This window comes from Anoxybacillus sp. UARK-01 (assembly GCF_002075365.1).
Classification (GTDB): domain Bacteria; phylum Bacillota; class Bacilli; order Bacillales; family Anoxybacillaceae; genus Anoxybacteroides; species Anoxybacteroides rupiense.
In genome coordinates this window covers 55,082-75,972 of the sequence record NZ_NASY01000045.1, presented here as the reverse complement: position 1 = coordinate 75,972, position 20,891 = coordinate 55,082, and the positions used below count along the sequence as shown (strand labels likewise).

Annotated in this window: 20 protein-coding genes; 3 read left to right on the top strand and 17 right to left on the bottom strand. The window is 44.4% G+C overall.

Annotated features, from left to right (window positions below; all coding sequences use genetic code 11):
• On the top strand, positions 1 to 1,407 hold a 1,407-nt coding region (locus tag B6A27_RS11675), incomplete at its 5' end, for an IS1182 family transposase (protein WP_139788121.1).
• Here B6A27_RS11675 and glyA read toward each other — a convergent pair.
• From glyA to prfA, 11 genes are all read right to left on the bottom strand, one after another.
• Positions 1,322 to 2,557 carry a serine hydroxymethyltransferase gene (gene glyA / locus B6A27_RS11670; protein ID WP_044741544.1) on the bottom strand — a complete coding sequence of 412 codons (1,236 nt, stop codon included), beginning with the start codon at positions 2,555 to 2,557 and terminating at the stop codon, positions 1,322 to 1,324. The genes B6A27_RS11675 and glyA overlap by 86 nt on opposite strands.
• Before the next feature lie 90 nt (positions 2,558 to 2,647).
• Entirely contained in the window at positions 2,648 to 3,220 is a 573-nt protein-coding gene (locus B6A27_RS11665; RefSeq protein WP_066150623.1) for a TIGR01440 family protein, read from the bottom strand.
• A gap of 17 nt (positions 3,221 to 3,237) precedes the next feature.
• Positions 3,238 to 3,684 (bottom strand): ribose 5-phosphate isomerase B, encoded by a 447-nt coding sequence (gene rpiB, locus B6A27_RS11660; RefSeq protein WP_080862210.1) that lies wholly within the window; start codon positions 3,682 to 3,684, stop codon positions 3,238 to 3,240.
• 63 nt (positions 3,685 to 3,747) lie between these two features.
• Positions 3,748 to 3,927: a hypothetical protein gene (locus tag B6A27_RS11655; RefSeq protein WP_066150626.1), complete on the bottom strand. Its 180-nt coding sequence runs from the start codon at positions 3,925 to 3,927 to the stop codon at positions 3,748 to 3,750.
• Between the two features lie 204 nt (positions 3,928 to 4,131).
• A complete protein-coding gene (locus tag B6A27_RS11650) occupies positions 4,132 to 5,424 on the bottom strand; it encodes a methyl-accepting chemotaxis protein (protein ID WP_080862209.1) in 1,293 nt (430 codons plus the stop codon).
• 26 nt (positions 5,425 to 5,450) lie between these two features.
• Entirely contained in the window at positions 5,451 to 5,885 is a 435-nt protein-coding gene (locus tag B6A27_RS11645) for a low molecular weight protein arginine phosphatase (RefSeq protein ID WP_080862208.1), read from the bottom strand.
• A 316-nt stretch (positions 5,886 to 6,201) separates the two neighbouring features.
• Complete coding sequence (locus B6A27_RS11640; protein WP_080862207.1) at positions 6,202 to 6,759, bottom strand: manganese efflux pump MntP; 558 nt, start codon at positions 6,757 to 6,759, stop codon at positions 6,202 to 6,204.
• A 62-nt stretch (positions 6,760 to 6,821) separates the two neighbouring features.
• Positions 6,822 to 7,868 carry an L-threonylcarbamoyladenylate synthase gene (locus tag B6A27_RS11635; RefSeq protein ID WP_080862206.1) on the bottom strand — a complete coding sequence of 349 codons (1,047 nt, stop codon included), beginning with the start codon at positions 7,866 to 7,868 and terminating at the stop codon, positions 6,822 to 6,824.
• A 190-nt stretch (positions 7,869 to 8,058) separates the two neighbouring features.
• The gene (spoIIR, locus tag B6A27_RS11630) at positions 8,059 to 8,868 is read right to left on the bottom strand and encodes a stage II sporulation protein R (RefSeq protein ID WP_066150638.1); all 810 of its coding nucleotides are present in this window, start codon (positions 8,866 to 8,868) and stop codon (positions 8,059 to 8,061) included.
• Between the two features lie 312 nt (positions 8,869 to 9,180).
• On the bottom strand, positions 9,181 to 10,053 hold the full coding sequence (prmC, locus tag B6A27_RS11625; RefSeq protein WP_080862205.1) for a peptide chain release factor N(5)-glutamine methyltransferase: 873 nt from the start codon (positions 10,051 to 10,053) through the stop codon (positions 9,181 to 9,183).
• Positions 10,043 to 11,119, bottom strand: coding sequence for a peptide chain release factor 1 (prfA, locus tag B6A27_RS11620; protein ID WP_044741535.1), 1,077 nt, complete (start codon positions 11,117 to 11,119; stop codon positions 10,043 to 10,045). Before prfA ends, prmC begins: the two co-directional genes overlap by 11 nt.
• A gap of 635 nt (positions 11,120 to 11,754) precedes the next feature.
• On the opposite strand from prfA, the gene adhP reads away from it, so the two are divergent.
• Both adhP and adh read left to right on the top strand, forming a co-directional pair.
• Positions 11,755 to 12,768 (top strand): alcohol dehydrogenase AdhP, encoded by a 1,014-nt coding sequence (gene adhP / locus B6A27_RS11615; RefSeq protein WP_044741534.1) that lies wholly within the window; start codon positions 11,755 to 11,757, stop codon positions 12,766 to 12,768.
• Between the two features lie 82 nt (positions 12,769 to 12,850).
• The gene (adh, locus tag B6A27_RS11610) at positions 12,851 to 14,368 is read left to right on the top strand and encodes an aldehyde dehydrogenase (RefSeq protein WP_080862204.1); all 1,518 of its coding nucleotides are present in this window, start codon (positions 12,851 to 12,853) and stop codon (positions 14,366 to 14,368) included.
• A gap of 132 nt (positions 14,369 to 14,500) precedes the next feature.
• Here the strand turns inward: adh and B6A27_RS11605 are convergent, their stop codons facing one another.
• From B6A27_RS11605 to rpmE, 6 genes are all read right to left on the bottom strand, one after another.
• Positions 14,501 to 15,952, bottom strand: coding sequence for a sigma-54-dependent transcriptional regulator (locus B6A27_RS11605; RefSeq protein ID WP_044741533.1), 1,452 nt, complete (start codon positions 15,950 to 15,952; stop codon positions 14,501 to 14,503).
• Between the two features lie 18 nt (positions 15,953 to 15,970).
• Entirely contained in the window at positions 15,971 to 17,617 is a 1,647-nt protein-coding gene (locus B6A27_RS11600; RefSeq protein WP_080862203.1) for a GAF domain-containing sensor histidine kinase, read from the bottom strand.
• Between the two features lie 2 nt (positions 17,618 to 17,619).
• A complete protein-coding gene (locus B6A27_RS11595) occupies positions 17,620 to 18,765 on the bottom strand; it encodes an iron-containing alcohol dehydrogenase (protein ID WP_080862202.1) in 1,146 nt (381 codons plus the stop codon).
• 628 nt (positions 18,766 to 19,393) lie between these two features.
• Entirely contained in the window at positions 19,394 to 19,837 is a 444-nt protein-coding gene (locus tag B6A27_RS11590; protein WP_231734678.1) for a hypothetical protein, read from the bottom strand.
• A gap of 67 nt (positions 19,838 to 19,904) precedes the next feature.
• Positions 19,905 to 20,531 carry a thymidine kinase gene (locus B6A27_RS11585; protein WP_066150649.1) on the bottom strand — a complete coding sequence of 209 codons (627 nt, stop codon included), beginning with the start codon at positions 20,529 to 20,531 and terminating at the stop codon, positions 19,905 to 19,907.
• A 133-nt stretch (positions 20,532 to 20,664) separates the two neighbouring features.
• Positions 20,665 to 20,865: a 50S ribosomal protein L31 gene (rpmE, locus tag B6A27_RS11580; RefSeq protein WP_044741529.1), complete on the bottom strand. Its 201-nt coding sequence runs from the start codon at positions 20,863 to 20,865 to the stop codon at positions 20,665 to 20,667.
• Positions 20,866 to 20,891 lie beyond the last annotated feature (26 nt).

Below are 20,891 nucleotides of genomic sequence, written 5' to 3'. Positions count from 1 at the left end.
GAAGAAAAGTACATCACAATGGAAAACTACTTTTTGGATGGCACCAAGATGGAAGCCAACGCCAATAAGTATTCTTTCGTGTGGAAAAAATCAACAGAGAAATGGGAAGCAACATTAAAAGAAAAAATTCAAGAAACACTTGAGTACATTCATGAATTGACACCATTAGAAGCTGGAACGGGAGAAAAGGAAACCGAACAACGTGAAGAGATCACCGAACATCATTTAGAGACAGTCGCTAAGGAGATAGAAGAAAAAGTTGAAACGCTAACAGAGGAAATAGAAAAGGAACCAGAGACAAAGATTCGTAAGGAAAAGCGCCAAGAATGCAGGAAATGGAAAAAACCTTTAAAGCTGATTCGGGAAAATTTCTTACCACGACTAGCTACATACAAGGAACAGAACGAAATCTTTGGCGACCGTAACAGTTATTCCAAAACAGACAAAGACGCAACCTTCATGCGCATGAAAGAAGATCATATGAAAAACGGTCAGCTCAAGCCAGGGTATAACGTGCAAATAGGGACAGAGAATCAGTTTATCTTGTTTTATACGATTCACCAACGACCTACAGACACGCGTTGTTTTATCCCACATTTGGAGAAACTGGCGGCTACTTCTTTACCGATGCCCAAAACAGTCATCGCGGATGCAGGATATGGCAGTGAAGAAAACTATGTATATGCGATTGGTGATGAGAAAGAGCCTCGATTGGATTTTCTCATTCCTTATGGATCCTATGTACGAGAACAGACACGCAAATACAAAAAGGATATCAAAAACGCGAAAAACTGGACCTATTGTGAGCAAGATGATTGTTTTATTTGCCCGAATGGAAGGAAAGTAACATTTAAAAAATATCAAAACCAAAAGAATCCATCTGGTTATGAACAAAGCTTCAAAATATACGAATGTGAAGATTGTACAGATTGCCCATTAAAAGCGAAATGCACGAAGGCGAAGGGCAATCGTCAAGTTCACTGGAATACCGTCTTCGAAGAAATGAAAGCGAAGGCAAAAACAGCCCTTGAATGTGAAGAGAAAGCCGCCATCTACGCTCGGCGCAAAGTCGAAGTAGAAAGTGTGTTCGGTCACATCAAGGGCAATCGGTCGTTCCGCAGATTTTCTTTGCGGGGCCTCGACAAGGTACATGTCGAGTTTGGGATTGTGGCGTTAGCCCACAACATACTGAAAGTAGCAGGCATCCGCCAGCTACTTTCGAAGAAAAATCGAAAAAATACAAAAGCAAGTGGAGAAAAACGGCTCGTTTTTCTCCACTTGTTTCATTTTAGGGACTTATCAGACAGCCCCATGAATGAGACTATGCATAAAGCGGAAATTTTTCAGTTAATGCAGCTACACGCTCGCGTGCTTCTGCTTGCTTTTCTTCATTATCCACATTTTTAAGGGCAAGGGCAATAATGCTTGCAATTTCATCCATTTCAGCAAGGCCAAAGCCGCGGCTTGTAACAGCTGCTGTGCCGATGCGGATGCCGCTTGTGACAAATGGGCTCTCCGGATCGTATGGAATCGTATTTTTATTGACGGTAATGCCGATTTCATCAAGAACTTTCTCGGCGACTTTTCCTGTTAATCCAAGCGAACGCAAATCAACGAGTAAAAGATGATTGTCCGTTCCTCCTGATACAAGCGTGAATCCTTCCTTTACTAACGCTTCTGCCAAACGTGAAGCGTTGTTGATAATGTTTTGGGCATATTCCTTAAAGCTATCATTCAACGCCTCGCCTAATGCGACAGCCTTTGCAGCAATAACATGCATTAATGGTCCACCTTGAATGCCAGGGAAAATCGCTTTATCGATTTGCTTAGCAAATTCTTCTTTGCAAAGGATCATACCGCCGCGTGGCCCGCGCAACGTTTTATGCGTTGTCGTTGTTACGAAATGAGCATAAGGAACAGGATTGGGATGAAGACCTGCCGCAACAAGACCCGCGATATGAGCCATGTCGACCATCAAATACGCTCCGACTTCATCAGCAATTTCACGGAATCGCGCAAAGTCAATCTCGCGCGGATAGGCGCTGGCACCGGCTACGATGAGCTTTGGCTTATGTAAGCGCGCTTTTTCCAACACGTCGTCATAGTTGATTCGGTGAGTTTCCGGGTCTACTCCATATTCAACAAAGTTGTATTGAATTCCGCTAAAATTCACTGGGCTTCCGTGCGTCAAATGTCCCCCATGGGATAAATTCATACCCAAAACCGTATCTCCGTGATTTAATACGGTGAAATATACCGCCATGTTCGCTTGCGCACCGGAATGAGGCTGAACGTTCGCATGCTCGGCACCAAATAATTGTTTTGCCCGTTCACGCGCTAAATCCTCGACAACATCAACATATTCGCAGCCTCCATAATAACGGCGGCCCGGATATCCCTCTGCATATTTATTGGTTAATACCGATCCTTGCGCTTCCATTACAGCGGGACTGACAAAATTTTCAGACGCAATCAGCTCAATTTTTGTTTGTTGTCTTTTTAATTCATCTTGAATCGCTTGAAATACTTGTGGATCTTGTTGTGGCAAGTGGTTCATCACAAGCTCCTCCTTTTTTCGAGATATCGGAATATTCTCCTCTATTTTAACAGCATTTTAGGAAAGGATTCAAAGAAAAAATGAACAAAATCAACAAGATTGGTATGAAGCATTCGTGTTTTCCTTGAAATAGACCGCCCGATCTCCACCGATTAATTTCGGTCTTGTCTTCGCCAATGTCACATGAGCACGACCAATTTCACGAATGGAAGTACGGACGGGAACAGCGACATGCTTTAAATGCATGCCGATGAATGTATCGCCAATGTCGATGCCGGCATCCGCTTTAATAAATTCGACAACGACTGGATCCTTCATATAATTGTACGCATATTCCGCCATCGCTCCCCCGGCCGAAGCGACCGGAACAACGGAGACAATTTCCAAATTTTTAGCCAATGCGGTTTCTCGTTCAACAACGAGCGCGCGATTTAAATGCTCACAGCATTGAAAAGCAAGCTGGATTCCCGATTGAGCGCGCCATTGTTGCAATTCAGCAAAAATCATTTCCGCTACTTCTTTTGTGCCTGCTGTTCCAATTTTTTGCCCAATTACTTCACTCGTGCTGCAGCCAATGACAAGGAGGTGCTCAGAAGAGAGAGGAACCTGCTGGCGAAATTCGCTCAAAATCGCTTGCCATTGCTGCTTCCATTGTGAAAGCATGATCCGTCTCCTCCTCGTTACAGATGTGTCTGCTCATATTGATGGATTTTATTCACGCGATTCGCATGGCGGCCTCCTGCGAATTCTGTTGTCAGCCATACTTTCGCAATCTCCCTCGCCAAACCTGGCCCGATGACCCGTTCTCCCATTGCTAATATGTTGCTGTCGTTATGTTCTCGCGTCATTTTCGCGCTATATACGTCGTGAACAAGGGCGCACCGCACTCCTTTTACTTTATTGGCGGCAATCGACATCCCGATTCCTGTTCCACAAATTAAAATACCGCGATCGACTTCGCCGCTCACCACCTTTTCAGCCACCGGAATGGCATAATCAGGATAATCGACAGAACTGCCGCATTCGCATCCCAAATCGATATATTCGATTTCCATTTCCTCCATAAGCTTTTTAATTTCTTGGCGAATGGCTACTCCGCCGTGGTCAGACGCAATGGCTACTTTCATGTTGTTTTCCTCCTTTTTCTCTTTCCTTCCATTGTAACGATAAAAAGCGACTTTTTCATTAACTTATTCAGGCTGTTGACAAACGCTGTCATCGTATGTCGCTAGCCTTGCTCGTCCACCCATGAATGTTTTTTGTTCGATGGGCGGTTTCGCTCCTTGTCTGTGAGGCGTTTTCAAGACCGGCTGATGCTCAAAATGACGGTAGACAAAGTCAAAGTGGACTTTGTCTACCGCTTTTAACACTTATTATGCTCTTTTACGAAACAAATTTCCATCCTAAAACACAGGGCATCATAAGAAGTCTATATGGATGCCGCTTAAAAGGCATGGGCCCTCCATCAGCTTTGCTGCCTTTCTCTTTCTGTTCCCGAACGATAAGCGCCGTCTGTCAAGCAGACGGATCCGTTCATACGGACGACCCATTTGATATTCTTCTCATCCATTCACTTATCTTGCACAAAAACGATCAATCGTATTTTTTAATTTTTGCGCTTGCTCCGCTAACTGGCTGACAAGCTCATTCACATGGTTAATCATTGCGGCTTGTTCCTGTGTGGCAGCCGTCACTTCAAGCGCTCCGGCTGATGTTTCTTCAGCAATCGCTGCTACCTCCTGAGATTGGATGGACGTTTTTTCAATATGCCGCATTTGTTCCTTCACCAATTCCGCAATTTGATGAACGGAATTAGCCACTTCATGAATCGAATGAGTCATCTTCATAATCGCTTCATTTGTATCGTTTCCTTTTGCAGCTTCTTCATTGGCAGCGGTCACCTGCTCATCAATTTGCGCGACCACGTGAACGACTTCTTTTTGAATATTTTTGATTAGCTCAGAAATGCCCTGCACGGCCCGCGCGCTTTCATCAGCCAGCTTCCGCACCTCTTCCGCAACCACAGCGAAGCCCTTTCCATGTTCGCCAGCACGCGCCGCCTCAATGGAAGCATTTAAAGCTAATAAATTCGTTTGACCCGCAATATCACCCACAAGCAAAATGATATTCTCGACTTTTTTGGCATGCTGCTCAAGGCGCCGTACCGCATTTAACGAAGCCTGATTATTTTGGGCTAAATGTTGAATGCCTGTTACAAGTGAATCAATGACTTCTTTGCTCTTATGAAGCGTGTCGACCATATCAACGGCCAATTGCTCTGATTGCTTTGCTTTTTGCTGAACTTCATTGGCGATCTTCAACACATCTTCCACGGATTCGGCGGTTGTCTGCATCGAAACAGCCGAGTCGGTCGCCCCTTTGGAAATTTCCTCAATCGTTCGGGCTATGCTTTCTGAGCGCTCGACTGCCACGCTTGAGGCATCGGTAATTTCGACTACCTTTTCGTTTGTATGGGCAAAGTTTTCTTCAATATTGCGGACCATCATTCGCAAATTTCTTAACATTTCATTAAAAGCGACTCCCAATGCCCGTATCTCGTCATCCGATTTAGCTAGCGGCACATCTTCATCAATTTTTCCATTTGCCGCTTTAATCGCCGCCTGCTCTAATTGATGCAGCGGACGCGTAATAAAACCTGAAGCGATATACGCCAAAAGTCCTGACCAGAAAATACCGAGCAATAGGATCACAATCGTAAACAAACTCTTATCAAACGTACTAAACATCAGATCATAAAGCACATAAATAAAGAACGCGCTTGTAGAATACGTAATAACGGCCAAAACGGTCGTAAACACAACAAGCTTTAATCGCAGGCTAAACCCGTATTTCTTTTTCTCACTCATGGCCTATATCCCCCTTAAATATCCCATTATAGCTTTTGAATGAGCTGCTCGATCAATTGATCCAGCTCCTCTCTCGTCCGGCGATAAACTTCAACAGAGCCCCCGAACGGATCGACTACATCCCCTTCTTGTCCTAAAACAAATTCCTTCATTGTAAAGATTTTGTCCTTTGCCTCCGGAAATCGTTCCATCAGCTGCTGTTTGTGCCCGGTTGTCATGGTAAAAATATACGTAGCCCAGTCCACATCTTCTTTTTTTAGAAATGAAGAACAATGAGCCATATCAATTCCTTTTTCTGTTAATACCAATTTCGCATAATCAGAGGCGTCGCTCCCTTCCACAGCAAATAAGCCTGCGGATTTCACTTGGACATCCGGCAGTTGCTTATTCCTTAATAGAGCTTCAGCCATTGGACTTCGGCACGTATTCCCCGTACAGACAAAAAGTACATGAATCGACATAATACCCTCCTCGTTGGTAAGGCCTGTATAGCATTATTATAATAGAATTCTTTTTCTAAAGTATAGTGCAAAAAAGATTGCTAGTATATAAATGTAGGAGAATGGAACGAATCGTCTCCAGACCATCAGCAGACGAAGGTGAGTCTGCTGGCAGATCCCGGCCCCGCAAACAAATGACAAAAGTCCAAAAAACGCCGCTTTCAGATCCATCCATGGTTCTGTAAAGCGGCGTTTTTCGCTCATTTGACCGTGAAAAGCGGCCCAAACTCCATTATGTACATGCTAAGGCATGAAGTTACATCCCCATATAGCGGCCTTATCCAAAGGGAATCATCAGCTTTAAACCGAATACTAGCAGAATGCTGCCGCCCAACAATTCCCCATAAATGCCAAGCCAGCGCTGAAAGCGGCTTCCCAGCAATAAGCCAAGCCATGTAAGAACCATGCTAAAAAAACCAAACAGCAGAATCGTTAATAGCGTGCGGGCTCCGTAAATACCGAGACTCAGACCGACCGAAAAGCTGTCGAGGCTGACGCTCAAGGCAAAAAAAACTAAACCTATCCCGACCGGCGAAATCAGCGGATCACTTTCTCGCTTTAAGGAAGTGACAATCATTTGCAAGCCTAGTATAAGCAGGAGTCCGCCGCCGACATAAGTGGCAATCGCTCCAAATTGCTCAGACAGAAGACGCCCCACAAACATTCCTAGCATCGGCATTAGCACGTGAAAGAGACCGATGGTAAATCCTATATGAAACATTTGCTTAACACGCAAACGAAAAAAACCCATTCCCAATCCAATCGAAAATGCGTCCATGCCCAATGCAAATGCCATCATGCACAATGTCACCAGTTCACCAACTAATTCCTTCATCTCCCACCCTCCCCGGACTTGCCTATTGGTAACATATGCAAGTCCGAGGAGGTTTAGACTGGTTATTTTTCATAAAGAACCCGATATCCCGCCGCCTTTTTTAAGCGATTCATAATAGCTGTACCAATGCCATGATCAGGAAAACATTCGCTATAGATCATGTCCACCTCAGCTTCATCGAACGCCCGAAGCGCATCATATAAATGGCGAGCGACTGTATATAAATCTGACCGCTTCCCACAGGAGATCACAGCATCTGCTCTGTAAGTCAATTGCCGCTCTTCGGTCGTTAACACTCCCACTTTTTTACCGAGCGCGCGCTGTTCATCAACAAGCTGCTGCAAAAATGCTGAAGTGCCTTCCACAATCGTCAACGGCGCTCGCGGTGCATAATGTGTATATTTCATTCCCGGCGCCTTTGGCTTCTCCTTTTCATTCAATAACGCCGCATCCACATGAACACGTCCGATAAGGTGCTCTAGCTCCTCTTTGGTAACACCTCCCGGACGCAAAATGGTGGGGATATCCGTCGTGCAATCCAATACCGTCGATTCGACTCCAATTCCCGTTGGTCCGTCATCCACTATACCCGCGATTTTTCCATTTAAATCAGCTAAAACATGCATAGCGCTTGTCGGGCTTGGTTTTCCTGACCGATTCGCGCTTGGAGCAGCAAGCGGCAAGCCGCTCTCCCGAATTAAGGCCAGAGCGACTGGATGGGCCGGCATACGCACCGCAACCGACGCAAGACCGGCTGTTACTTCTTCACAAACAACATTTTTTCTCTTTTTCAAAACCATGGTCAGGGGCCCCGGCCATAGCCGCTCGATTAACGTTTGCGCCACATCAGGAATATCCACAGCGATCTGTCCCAATTGATCATAATCAGCAATGTGAACAATCAATGGATTATCACTCGGACGTCCTTTCGCTTGAAAAATTTTTTTCACAGCTGCCGACGAGGCGGCATTCGCCCCTAATCCATATACGGTTTCAGTAGGAAAAGCAACCACTTCACCGGCACGCAACAGCTCGGCCGCTTGTGAAATTTGTGGATAAAGTTCGTATTTATCCACAAATTTATCCACAATCCAAATTTTTGTTTCCATGCTTCTCACCACCATTCATCGTTGATTATCTATTCAATTTTATTGCTAATTTTGAAGAACCAAGCAAAATCATATGCGAACCATCTATTTCTATCCACACATTGTGGATAAATCTATTTTTACTGTGGGTAAATCTGTGGGTAACTATTTGTTTATTAATCCAAACTTCTGCATTTATCCACAAAAATGATTACGGCCAAATTTTTCCGATCATTTCCTTGATGAAAAATTTTACCTCTACTTTATCATCGTCATCATTGATGACAACGTCTGATGAGGACATCACAGCCGTGCCGGCACCAGCTGCTTGCAGCGCTGGCGAATTCTCCGTTTCTTCTTGCTCATGATCCTTCGTTGTTTTTTCTTTTTTAACAAATGTGGCATTGTCTTTTTCTGGCTGATGCTTGTTCACAACTTTCTTATTCATATGTTCTTCACTCATATGAGCTTCTTCTGATGCCGGAGTCACTTCTGTTTTGGCTCCCTCTTCTGCTTTCACGGCTTCGCCATTGGAAAAGTCGAGGAAACATAGCGGCGGAAACAACACACACCACCAATTTGCTCCTTTTCCTTCCCCTAGAGTAATAAGAATCGCTTGATATTCCCCTGCCGGATAAATATAGTTCCCATAAATCTTAGTCGGAAAATGCACCTTGCCAAATTGAACATGGTAGGTTTGATCGCTCTTTTCTTTTTTCAGCACATCAGCCACCGTTTTTTCAATATCAGGCAAATGTAAGCGGATGACTTGCTCAGCCTGAGAGAATGAGGTTAAATGAGCGACCCAGCCGTTAATTTGTTCATTCACCGCATCGCGCACTTTACGCTTCAACGCTTGATCCTCATCCGAATCGCTGTTGGCTAGGATACGCAGACGGATCGCCTGATCTGGAATCATCACTTGCGCATTTTCACCAGCCTCTGTTTGCTGACCATACACATTCACAAACACACCGATTGCCAATAAAAAAATATATAATACAATTGCTAGTTTTTTCATTATATTGCACCGTCCTTTCACTAACCTATTTTGGACAGTGCTATCCATTTTTAAACTATGAATCTAAAAAATAAAACAATAAATTAATGGATTGAAAGCTTTCATGCAAAATCATCAAAGAAGACCTTTGATTTTTCCTTCGTTATAGGGAATTCCCCTAACAAAGCCCCCGTTTGTGCACGCCTCCATCTTCCTGCTGCATTGATTAGCCATGATGTACCACAGATTCCAACGACCAATCATATCATAAAATCGCACCCGTTCTCCGTGATGGGCCATAAGCGAGAATGCGGGTGCGAGATGTCCTTTGTCTTATAACGGCGGTTCGATTTCCGCATAAACATTGCGGTCTTTTCCATTGATATCAAAAACAACGTCAACAGCAGCCTGCGGAAATGTTCGCTGCAGCAGTTGAGCTACCGCTTCTCCTTGCCCTGCCCCAACTTCAAATGCGACAATGGAACGGCTTTTCAGCACCAAAGGCAGTTCAGCCATAAAACGCCGATAAAAATCAAGGCCATCCTTGCCGCCCACAAGCGCTTTTCGCGGTTCATGGTCTTTTACAATTGGAGAAAGCAAAGCGATATCACGCTCTGGAATATACGGAGGGTTAGACACAACCACATCCACTTTGCGTTTTGCCTGAATGAGCGGCTGCAGTAAATCCCCTAACCAAAATTCTACTTCCGCTCCAAGGCGGCGGGCATTTTCTTGTGCTACCAGCAGCGATTTTTGCGAAATATCAATCGCACTCATGCGCAGCGTATGGTTTTCGAGCGCCAGTGTTACAGCGATCGCTCCGCTGCCTGTTCCCACATCGACAACATCAACCGCTGTTTGATTAGGAAAAAATCGTTGGATGCGCTTTAACACCCCTTCCACTAACTCTTCCGTTTCTGGCCTTGGAATGAGAACCTCGCGATTGACGAGGAACGAACGACCATAAAATTCCTCTGCGCCAATCAGGTATTGTACAGGGGTATGTTCCTTCGCATGCTGATGGAGATCTTCAATCAGCCCTTGATACGCTTTTTCGCTAATTTTCTCTCGCAGACAAGCAAACAGCTGCGCCCTAGTCATTTGCAAATGATGAAGCAGCAGTAATTCTGCTACACGCGCTTCTTTTCCATGCTCTTCTAAAAAAGAAGAAGCCCAATGAAGGACTTCGTAAATTTTATAACTCATGATTCGCCTGCTCCAATTTTTTCGATTGATCGTCTAGAATCAGCGCATCGATGATCTCATCCAGCTTCCCTTCTAGAATTTGATCAAGCTTTTGAATCGTGAGCCCGATTCGATGATCCGTTACGCGATTTTGCGGAAAATTGTAAGTGCGAATCCGCTCAGAACGGTCTCCTGTGCCGACCGCCTGTTTGCGTGTTTGATCATATTCTGCACGCGCTTCTTGCTGATATTTATCATAAATACGGGCACGCAATACTTTCATCGCTTTTTCCTTATTTTTAATTTGCGATTTTTCATCTTGGCATGAAACGACGATTCCGGTCGGGATATGCGTTAAGCGCACCGCGGACATCGTCGTATTGACGCTTTGTCCACCTGGTCCGCTTGAAGCGAACGTATCAACACGAATGTCTTTTTCATTGATTTCAATTTCAACCTCTTCCATTTCAGGTAAACAGGCAACAGTTGCTGTCGATGTATGGATGCGTCCGCCCGATTCTGTCTCAGGAACACGCTGAACACGATGAGCGCCATTTTCAAACTTTAATTTTGAGTACGCCCCTTTTCCGTTAATCATAAAAATAATCTCTTTATAACCGCCTAATCCTGTTGGACTCGCTTCGATGACTTCCGTTTTCCATCCCTGGGACTCCGCATAGCGAGTATACATACGGTATAAGTCGCCCGCAAACAGCGCCGCCTCTTCTCCGCCAGCCGCGCCGCGAATTTCCATAATGACGTTTTTGTCATCGTTCGGGTCTTTCGGCAACAATAATACTCTTAATTTTTCTACTAGCGCTTCCTCGCGCTCTTCCAATTCGTTAATTTCTTCTTTTACCATTTCGCGCATATCAGGATCCAATTTTTCTTCTAGCATCGCTTTCGCATCTGCCAGCTGCTCGCGAACAGACTTATATTCGCGATATACATGCACGGTTTCTTCTAAATCGGACTGTTCTTTTGAATAGTCGCGAAGCTTTTTCGGATCATTAATAACTTCTGGATCCATCAACAGCTGGTTTAATTTTTCATAACGTTCTTCTACTGCTTGAAGACGATCAAACACATGCTTCACCTCTGTCTTTGTCCATACACAGTCTAATTTGTAATTATACTACAATCTAATGAAATACGAAAGTACTTCCATGGTCCAGCTAAATAAAGTCCTATGAGGGTTAATGAAACGTCTCTCCTTTCTAACAGAGTGGAGATGTGATAACGATTGTTCAATCCCCTTATCGATAAACACAAACTTGGGACGGGAACGATATGTATCCAAATTCATTGTCAGAAAAGCCTGCCCGACTGTCGTTCCTGCTCATTGCGGGGAAATCAATATCGACACATTCAATGAAATGGAGATCGTCATGAAACACGATCGACGGATGAGCTCGACTTCATGTACACGAATGTTTACGTCTCAGCTTCCTCTTATCGAACAGGCGATTTTTTGACCAAAGTGCCAAGAATTAGGACAAAATCGACAAATTTTCGGCATCATTTGCTAGCGAATGCACGCCTGCCCCTCCGTCCATATAGAAGGAATCCGCCTATCTGCATGCCAGACGATCTGCTCGTGATGCTTCGCTGAGCCATAAGATTCCGTTTCCCTTTGCGGACAGGAAGCGGATTTTTTTACTTGGCATACTTTTTGCATTAATGGTAGATGACGAAAAATTTTTCGGAAAGGGGATTGGGAGAATGAAAGCAGCTGTTGTTCATCAGTTCAAACAAAAGCTTCAAATTGAAGAGGTAGAAAAACCAAAGCTTGAGTACGGCGAAGTGCTCGTGAAAATCGAAGCGTGCGGCGTTTGCCATACCGATTTGCATGCCGCTCATGGGGACTGGCCCGTCAAACCAAAGCTTCCGCTCATTCCAGGACATGAAGGAGTGGGAGTCGTCGTCGAAGTGGCACCGGGGGTGAAATCGATTAAAGTGGGAGATCGCGTAGGAATTCCTTGGCTTTACTCCGCATGCGGGGAATGTGAATATTGCTTAAGCGGCCAAGAAACCCTTTGCCCTCATCAATTGAATGGCGGTTATTCTGTTGACGGCGGATACGCGGAATATTGTAAAGCGCCAGCGGATTATGTCGCGCGCATTCCAGATAACCTAGATCCGGTGGAGGTCGCACCGATTCTTTGCGCCGGGGTCACAACCTATAAAGCTCTGAAAGTATCCAATGCTAAACCGGGGGATTGGGTAGCCATTTATGGAATCGGCGGCTTAGGACATATCGCTCTGCAATACGCGAAAGCAATGGGATTCAATGTAGTAGCCGTCGATATCAGCGATGATAAAGCAGAATTGGCTACAAAATTAGGAGCGGATATCGCCATCAATGGCTTAAAGGAAGATCCGGTACAAGCCATTCATGAAAAAGTCGGCGGCGTACAAGCGGCTATTAGCGTAGCTGTCACGAAAAAAGCATTTGAACAAGCCTATCAATCTATCAAACGCGGCGGTTGCCTCGTTGTCGTCGGATTGCCTCATGACGAGCTGCCGATCCCTATTTTCGATACCGTCTTAAACGGCATCACCGTTAAGGGATCCATCGTAGGAACAAGAAAGGACATGCAGGAAGCGCTTAACTTCGCAGCCCAAGGAAAGGTTCGCCCTATTGTGGAAGCGGTTTCTTTGGAGCATATTAACGAAGTGTTTGAACGGATGGAAAAAGGACAAATCAACGGCCGCATCGTTTTAACCATGCAATAACACTTTCTAAATAGATATTCAAGCTGGCAGGAGCGGTGGAACAAGCGGCTCCTGCACCAGCCAAATAAGGAGGAATCATCTTATGATTTATAACCGGCCCGGAGAAAATGGCGCCAAAGTTCAATTTAAAAAAAGATATGACAATTACATTAACGGGGAATGGACACCGCCTATTTCAGGACAATATTTTGAAAACATCACTCCTGTTACAGGGGAGGTTTTTTGCGAAGTAGCCCGTTCCCAAGCGGAGGATATTGAACTGGCGCTCGACGCAGCCCACGCGGCGAAGGAAGCGTGGGGCAAAACGTCTCCTGCATTCCGCGCCACGATTTTAAACAAAATTGCAGACCGCATGGAAGAAAATTTAGAAATGCTGGCGGTCGCTGAAACATGGGAAAACGGAAAACCTATTCGAGAAACGCTAAATGCAGATCTTCCTTTAGCTATCGATCATTTCCGTTATTTCGCGGGAGTGATCCGCGCTCAAGAAGGATCCATCAGCCAAATTGACGATGATACCGTTGCTTATCATTTTCATGAGCCACTCGGGGTCGTTGGCCAAATCATTCCGTGGAATTTCCCGCTTCTCATGGCAGCTTGGAAAATCGCCCCGGCGCTGGCGGCCGGAAACTGCATTGTCTTAAAGCCTGCAGAGCAAACACCGGCATCCATTATGGTTTTAATGGAGCTAATCGGGGATCTCTTGCCTCCAGGAGTGCTCAATATCGTCAATGGTTTTGGCCTTGAAGCCGGAAAACCTTTAGCATCCAGTCCGCGCATTGCGAAAATTGCTTTTACAGGCGAGACGACAACAGGACGTTTAATTATGCAGTATGCCTCACAAAACATTATCCCGGTCACCCTTGAGTTAGGCGGAAAATCGCCGAATATCTTTCTTCCGGACGTAATGAGCGAAGAGGATGATTTCTTAGATAAAGCGCTTGAGGGCTTTACGATGTTTGCCCTGAATCAAGGAGAGGTCTGCACATGCCCGTCGCGGGCCTTGATCCACGAGTCCATTTATGCTGTATTTATGGAAAGGGCGCTCGAACGTGTCAAAAATATTAAAGCCGGAAATCCATTGGATACAAGCACCATGATCGGAGCGCAAGCATCGTCCGAACAGATGGAAAAAATCCTTTCCTATATTGATATCGGCAAGCAAGAGGGAGCGGAATGCCTGATCGGCGGAGACCGAAACCACATCGCGGGCCTTGAAAACGGCTATTATATTCAGCCGACCGTATTCAAAGGACATAATAAAATGCGGATCTTCCAAGAGGAAATTTTCGGTCCTGTCGTATCTGTCACAACGTTTAAAAGTGAAGAGGAAGCGCTAGCCATTGCCAATGATACATTATACGGATTGGGCGCCGGTGTGTGGACAAGAAATATTCATACCGCTTACCGGCTAGGCCGGGGAATTCAAGCAGGAAGAGTGTGGACCAATTGTTATCACGCCTATCCGGCTCATGCGGCATTCGGCGGCTATAAAATGTCAGGAATCGGCCGCGAAACTCATAAAATGATGTTAGCTCACTACCAGCAAACCAAAAACCTTCTCGTCAGCTATCATCCAAAAGCGCAAGGGTTTTTCTAAACGATTCACAGCTAAGGGGCACGTGGCTCGTCCATGAGGGCGAGCCGCCGCCTCTCCATTTTCTGGCCAATGATACACCATTAGAGGCTGAAGCTTTTTTACAAAAGGAAAAAGGAGCGGATGCAAAAGCAGCTATACTTTTGAATCTGCTCCCTTTTCTTTTAATAAATACCGCAATTTACGAACGGTGATATTTAATCGCTCTGCTGTCTCCTTTCGGTTTCCGATCGTTTCTTTTAATGTTTTTATGACAAAGGAACGGCCAATTTGCGTCTCTAATTCTTTCACCAATGACAATACATATTCAAGATCTACTTGTGGATGATTATTCTTCCACAATGACAATACATGGTTCGTCCATTGCTGCAAATAGGTTTCTAAATCGATTTCTTCTTGCTCCTTTTCATGCACCCGTACAGATGGAGGATGGGTTTCTCCTTTGATTTTTTCCGGAAGATACTGTGGCGTAATCACCTGTGTTTCTCCTTCCGCTAATGTGATCGCCCGCTTGACCACATTCATCAGCTCTCTTATATTTCCCGGCCAATGATAACGCTTCAAATAGAAAAGGCTTTCTTCGGAAAAAGATAATGATGAGTTCATCTTTTTTAAAAAATAAGTAAGCAAAAGCGGCAAATCTTCTATTCTCTCTCGAAGCGGCGGAATCGCGATTTTGACTACGTCAAGCCGATACAAAAGATCTTCTCTAAACTTTTTTTCTTCTACTGCTTTAGACAAATCGACATGTGAAGCCGCAATGATTCTCGTATTGGTTTTGCGGATGACCTCACCGCCTACCCTCATATACTCGCCAGTCTCTAACACTCGCAGCAATTTGACTTGAATGGCCAGCGAGGCTTCGCCAATTTCATCGAGAAATAATGTTCCGCGATGAGCAATCTCAAAGATGCCTTTCTTTTCTTTGATCGCTCCTGTAAAAGCCCCTTTCTCATGACCAAACAGTTCGCTTTCCAACAATGTTTCGGAAACGGCTCCGCAGTTTATTCCAATAAAAGGCTGGTCGTAGCGAAGGCTCGCGTGGTGAATAAACTGGGCAAGCACTTCTTTTCCTGTTCCTGTTTCCCCTTCAATGAGCACATTGACATTTTTTTTCGCAATTTTATAAGCCAATTTTAACAGATCATTCATTTCCTTGTTCGTCCCGACAACAAACCCAAGCGTTTCCGCGAGCTTGTACATGTCGTCTTGTGATGAAGCGATACCGTTATTTAACAGTCCTTCAATTAATTCTTCCAGCTGCTCAATATCATCAAACGGTTTTTCTACATAGTCGCTCGCTCCATATTTTATCGCATCCACCGCGGTTTTGACCGTGCTGTATCCCGTCATTACCACAGCTTTACACGTCGGCTGTGTGCGCTTCAGCTGTTTTAACAAGTCTAAACCGTTTGTGTCCGGAAGTTTGACATCAATAAATGCGAGATCAAACGAGTATTGCTGAATGAGTTTAGAGAAATCTTTGCCGCTGAATCCGAGCTTTACGCGATACCCTCTTCCTTCTAGCAAATGCAGAAAAAAGGTGCCTACCTCTCGTTCATCATCAATCACTAAAATATAGCTCATCGGTTCTCTGCCTCCATTCTATCGCTTTGCCGGAAGCTTTAAAATAAACTCACTTCCTTTTCCTCGTTCGCTTATGGCTTCAATCGCCCCTCCGTGAGCTTGTGCAATTCCTAAGCTAACAGATAGACCAAGCCCTGTTCCTTTTCCTGGCCGTTTAGTCGTAAAAAACGGGTTAAAAATCTCCTGCAGATGCTGTTTGTCGATCCCAATACCATTATCTTTGACAGAAAGGGTTACCCATTTACTCCCATGTTCAACGATCGTTTTTGTTTCAATTGCGATTACTTTTTCAGCGCCCTCCCTCTCTTCCAGTGCATCTTTGGCGTTGATTAAAAGATTTAATACAATTTGGCCAATTTGCTGAAGATTCCCTTCCACCCATTCAACGGAATGATCCAGATTGACCTGAATGACGATATTTTGCTTTTGAATTTGATCCCTGATCAGCCCCAGCACCTGTTCAACCGCATCATTAATGGAACAGTCCGCAAACCGATATTCATCCTGTCTGGCAAATGTCAGCAGGTTTTGAATAATGGCTTTGCAGCGCTTTCCACATGAATAAATATCGGATAAAAGTGTGGAAGAACGCTCTTCTTTCGGGAAAGATCTCAACAATAGCTGAGCATTGCCAAGAATCGCTGTCAGCGGATTGTTCAGCTCATGAGCAATACCCGCCGCCATTTCGCCAATGGCGGCCAATTTCCCTGATTGCACCAATTGCGCCTCAATCTGAAGTTTTTCTGTAATATCATTGATATAAATAATCACAGCGTAAATGCTTTGGTTTTCGTTAAATACTGGATACGAATGAAAGTCACATATGCGTTGCTGAATATGAAAGCGACGATAAACGGGTTTTTGTGTTGCTACATTTTCCATGATAGGGTTTTCATTTTGCTCAATCGCTAACAGCTCACATATATTTCTAGTATGCGGAGACCCGCCAATTTGAAAAAATTCTTTCGCTGCATCATTATATCGCAAAATACGGCCTTCTAAATCAACGACTAAAATCATTTCCGAAACAGCCCGAAATGTTTCCTCCCATTCTTTTTTACTGACAAGCACCTCGCGATAAAGCCTTGCATTTTCGATGCAAACCGCCAACTGATCGCCAAATTGCTGGAAAAACGAGAGATCGGCTTCATCATATCGGACGATTTCAGAGCTTCCGATGCTTAATACGCCGATTACCTGTCCTTTGCTAATCAACGGAACAAGCAATACGCTTTTCATGCCAAGCTCTCGGTAGACAGCGTTTTCTACATAACTCTCCTCTTTCTCCTGCACTTGATAAAAAAGTTTCTGCAGCGATTGAATCACTTTCCAATAAATCGAGCGTTCCTTCGGCAACGTAAAACCAATGGGGAAGTATAGCGAATGCAAAGGATAGACATTCGTCAATGTGAGCTTATCATTTTCATATAAAGATAGGCTAATTCGTTTGATAGGAAAAATTTCTCTCAGCTTATCAAAGGTATTTTTCAGCATATCATCCATTGACATATCAATATTAAAGCTTTTCGTAATGTCATTGATAATTTCCAGCTGCATATTTTTCTTTTTTAATTCCGCTACCATTTTCTTCAATTCGGTATAATAGCTTTTCTTGGAGGATTGCACCCCTGTTAACAAATTAATCATTTGCTGCCGCTCATTCATCGCTACCATGCCCTTCTAAATATTTCTTCAATATCTTCTGCCGTTACATCTCTCGGGTTGGTAATCATGCAAGCATCATGTAAAGCCATGAGGCTCATTTTTTTCATTTCTTCTTCTACCCCAATAGATGACAAACGTTGGGGAGCCCCAATATCGACCGTTAATTGTTTGACATACTCAATGGCTCTTCTCCCTGCTTCCATATGAGACATTCCGCGTATATCCATGCCAAGAAAAAGAGCAATATCAGCAAATTTCTTAGGATTGGCTAAAAGATTGTACTCCATTACATGAGGAAGCAAAATAGAATTGACATCGCCATGCAAAAGGTTGTATTTTCCTCCTACTGCATGCGACATCGCATGGACAGCTCCTAAAATGGCGTTGGAAAAGGCAAGCCCGGATTGTAAGCTTGCCATTGCCATATTCGTCTTAGCCTCCCGATTCATTTTGGAAGCTACAGAAGGCCGCAAATATTCCGCCACTAGAGAAATCGCATTCTTCGCTTGAACGTCGGTCAGAGGTGTAGCCGCCAAGCTGACATAGGCTTCAATGCCGTGTGTTAACACATCCATCCCCGTCGCTCCGGTTAACTCCGCACTTTTTGTGACGAGCGTTTCTGGGTCAATAATCGCGATATCTGGAATAAGAGATCTAGAAATAATGGTCATCTTTTTCTGCTTTTTTGTATCGACAATAACGGAAAATTGCGATACTTCTGAACCTGATCCAGCGGTAGTCGCAACCATGACCTGCGGGGGAAGCGGATGGTGGATTTTATCCACTCCCTCATAGCTTTGAATCTGGCCGCCATTGGTGGCGAGAATGGCAATCGCTTTCGCTACATCAATCGAACTGCCGCCGCCAACGCCAATAATGGAGTCACACTCATGCTCCATATAAACGCGGCATCCCTTTTCTACTTCTTCATCTTTCGGATTAATCGTGATATCAGAAAAAGTAGTGTACTTTAAGCCCGCTTGCTTACAGCTTTGAATGACCACATCTAGCCACCCTGCTGCGATCACACCTGGATCACTGACAATCAAGACATTTGTCGCACCAAGCCGTAAGCAGCTTTCTCCCACCTGCTGAATGGATCCGTTTCCAAAAATGATTTCTGGCATCATGAATTTGTGAATGTTCATACTTTCTCCATCCTAATTATAACCTTTTACTAATTTTATAATTATTCTCAATTTTTTGTCCACAAAAAAACCGGGATACAGTATAACGGCTTTTTATTTCAGGTGGCCAATAAGCTGTTCCCCGGCAGGACTCTTCTGTTTTTTTATATAGAACGGAGTTCATCTTTCAAGCTTTCCATTTTAGCGGCGTCATCCAGCGCAGCTGATGTTAACCCTATCAACCCCATTCATTGGATGCGCCGATAGATTCCTCTCAGATGAGCAAATAAAAATCTTATGAGATGATTCCATTCGTGGTTACGCTTTAGCATGAGCGAGATCATGGACGGACTTGTCGCCAACCGTCGAAGAAATGACATTCTGCTTTTGAATGGGCGATAGGTTCTATCCTCTCATTGGATTGATATCATTTGACAGTCGATTCCATGCTGAAATCGTTCATTACTTATGTATCATAAATAAACTTTTAGAGATTGAAGGGATATGTCTGTAAACACATACGGTCAGAAGACAAGTATATGTGCTTACCTTCCGACCGTTAAACTTCATCACTGCACATGTTCATCTGTCCAATTGCATCTCTCAATATTATGCAGCACCAAAAACCCTATTGCAGAGCAGGCACATATCAGTCATGGATTCGTACATGAACACGATAGGTCGGGATTGCCTTTGTCAATAATTGCTGCAAACGCGCTTGATCTTTTTGTCTCTGCTCATTCGACAGACGGTTTCGTGCATGAACGGTGATCCACATGTCAGCACCATTCATCCACACCGATCCAGCCTCATAATTTGTATATTTTTCCACTACTTGAACCGCTTTTCGCACATCCGCACGATTATTTTCGCTGCCATCGGTCAAGCTTATAAAATTCGGGTTTTGATTGGTGTTTTCTGGATCATCAAAATGATTATACATTCGATCATAATTGGGCTTGGCCCGATCCCCTGTCATTAGTTTTCTTCCGTTTTGATCTTCCTTTTGCGCATGATATTGTGAATCGGTTGGATTCAGTGCACATGCGGAAAGGAGCACACCGAAAAGTAACGGCAGTACCTTTTTCATCATTCGTCGCCTCCCTGCCGTTATCTTTTCCTGTTATGACAGAAATATTGATAGCAGAATGTACCATGCACTACCGAATGATACGTTCGGTTTCGCTTCCATTACGGTCTCGCTTCTCTGGCTTATCAGGAACTTCATGATGATGGCGGCAACGCGGCTCATATGATTCACTGGCTCCCACTAAAATCACCGGATCATAATAAGAAGCAGGTTTGCCATTAATGAGTCGCTGTGTACGGCTTGCTGGGGAACCGCATACCGTACATACTGCTTGAAGCTTTGTGACCGATTCGGCAATCGCCATTAATGTCGGCACAGGACCAAATGGTTCACCGCGAAAATCCTGATCCAATCCAGCTGCAATGACGCGATAACCGCGATCTGCTAACGTTTGCACAATTTCGACAATTTGCTCATCAAAAAATTGCACTTCATCAATGGCAACGACATCCGTTTTTTCTGATATGTATTCTAATATTTCCTCAGCAGTCGCGACGGAAATAGCAATCACTGAAGCGCCATTATGAGATACAACCGCTTCTTCGCTATAGCGGTTATCAATCGCAGGTTTAAATACCTTCACTTCCTGCTTTGCAAATGTAGCACGACGAACGCGGCGGATCAGCTCCTCTGATTTTCCAGAGAACATGCTGCCGCAAATCACCTCGAGCCAGCCTGATTGTTTCATTACATCCATCGGGGCTTCCCCTTTCTTTCCAAACTTCATGAAAAAACAGGCAAGTGAATCAACTTCGCTTGCCTGTTCTGTACGTTTACTCATCGAAGTAATGATAAAGCGGCACGCTAATCGCTCAGCGAGCCGTTTTCTATTATTTAAGGCCGTATTTTTTGTTGAATTTATCAACACGTCCTGCAGCAGAAGCGAATTTTTGACGTCCTGTGTAGAATGGATGGCACTCAGAGCAAATCTCTACGCGCACTTCCTCTTTCACAGAGCCGCTCTCAAACTCGTTTCCACAAGCACATTTTACGATCACTTTTTTGTACTCAGGATGAATGCCTGCTTTCATTTCTTTTCATCTCCTTCCGCCCTGAA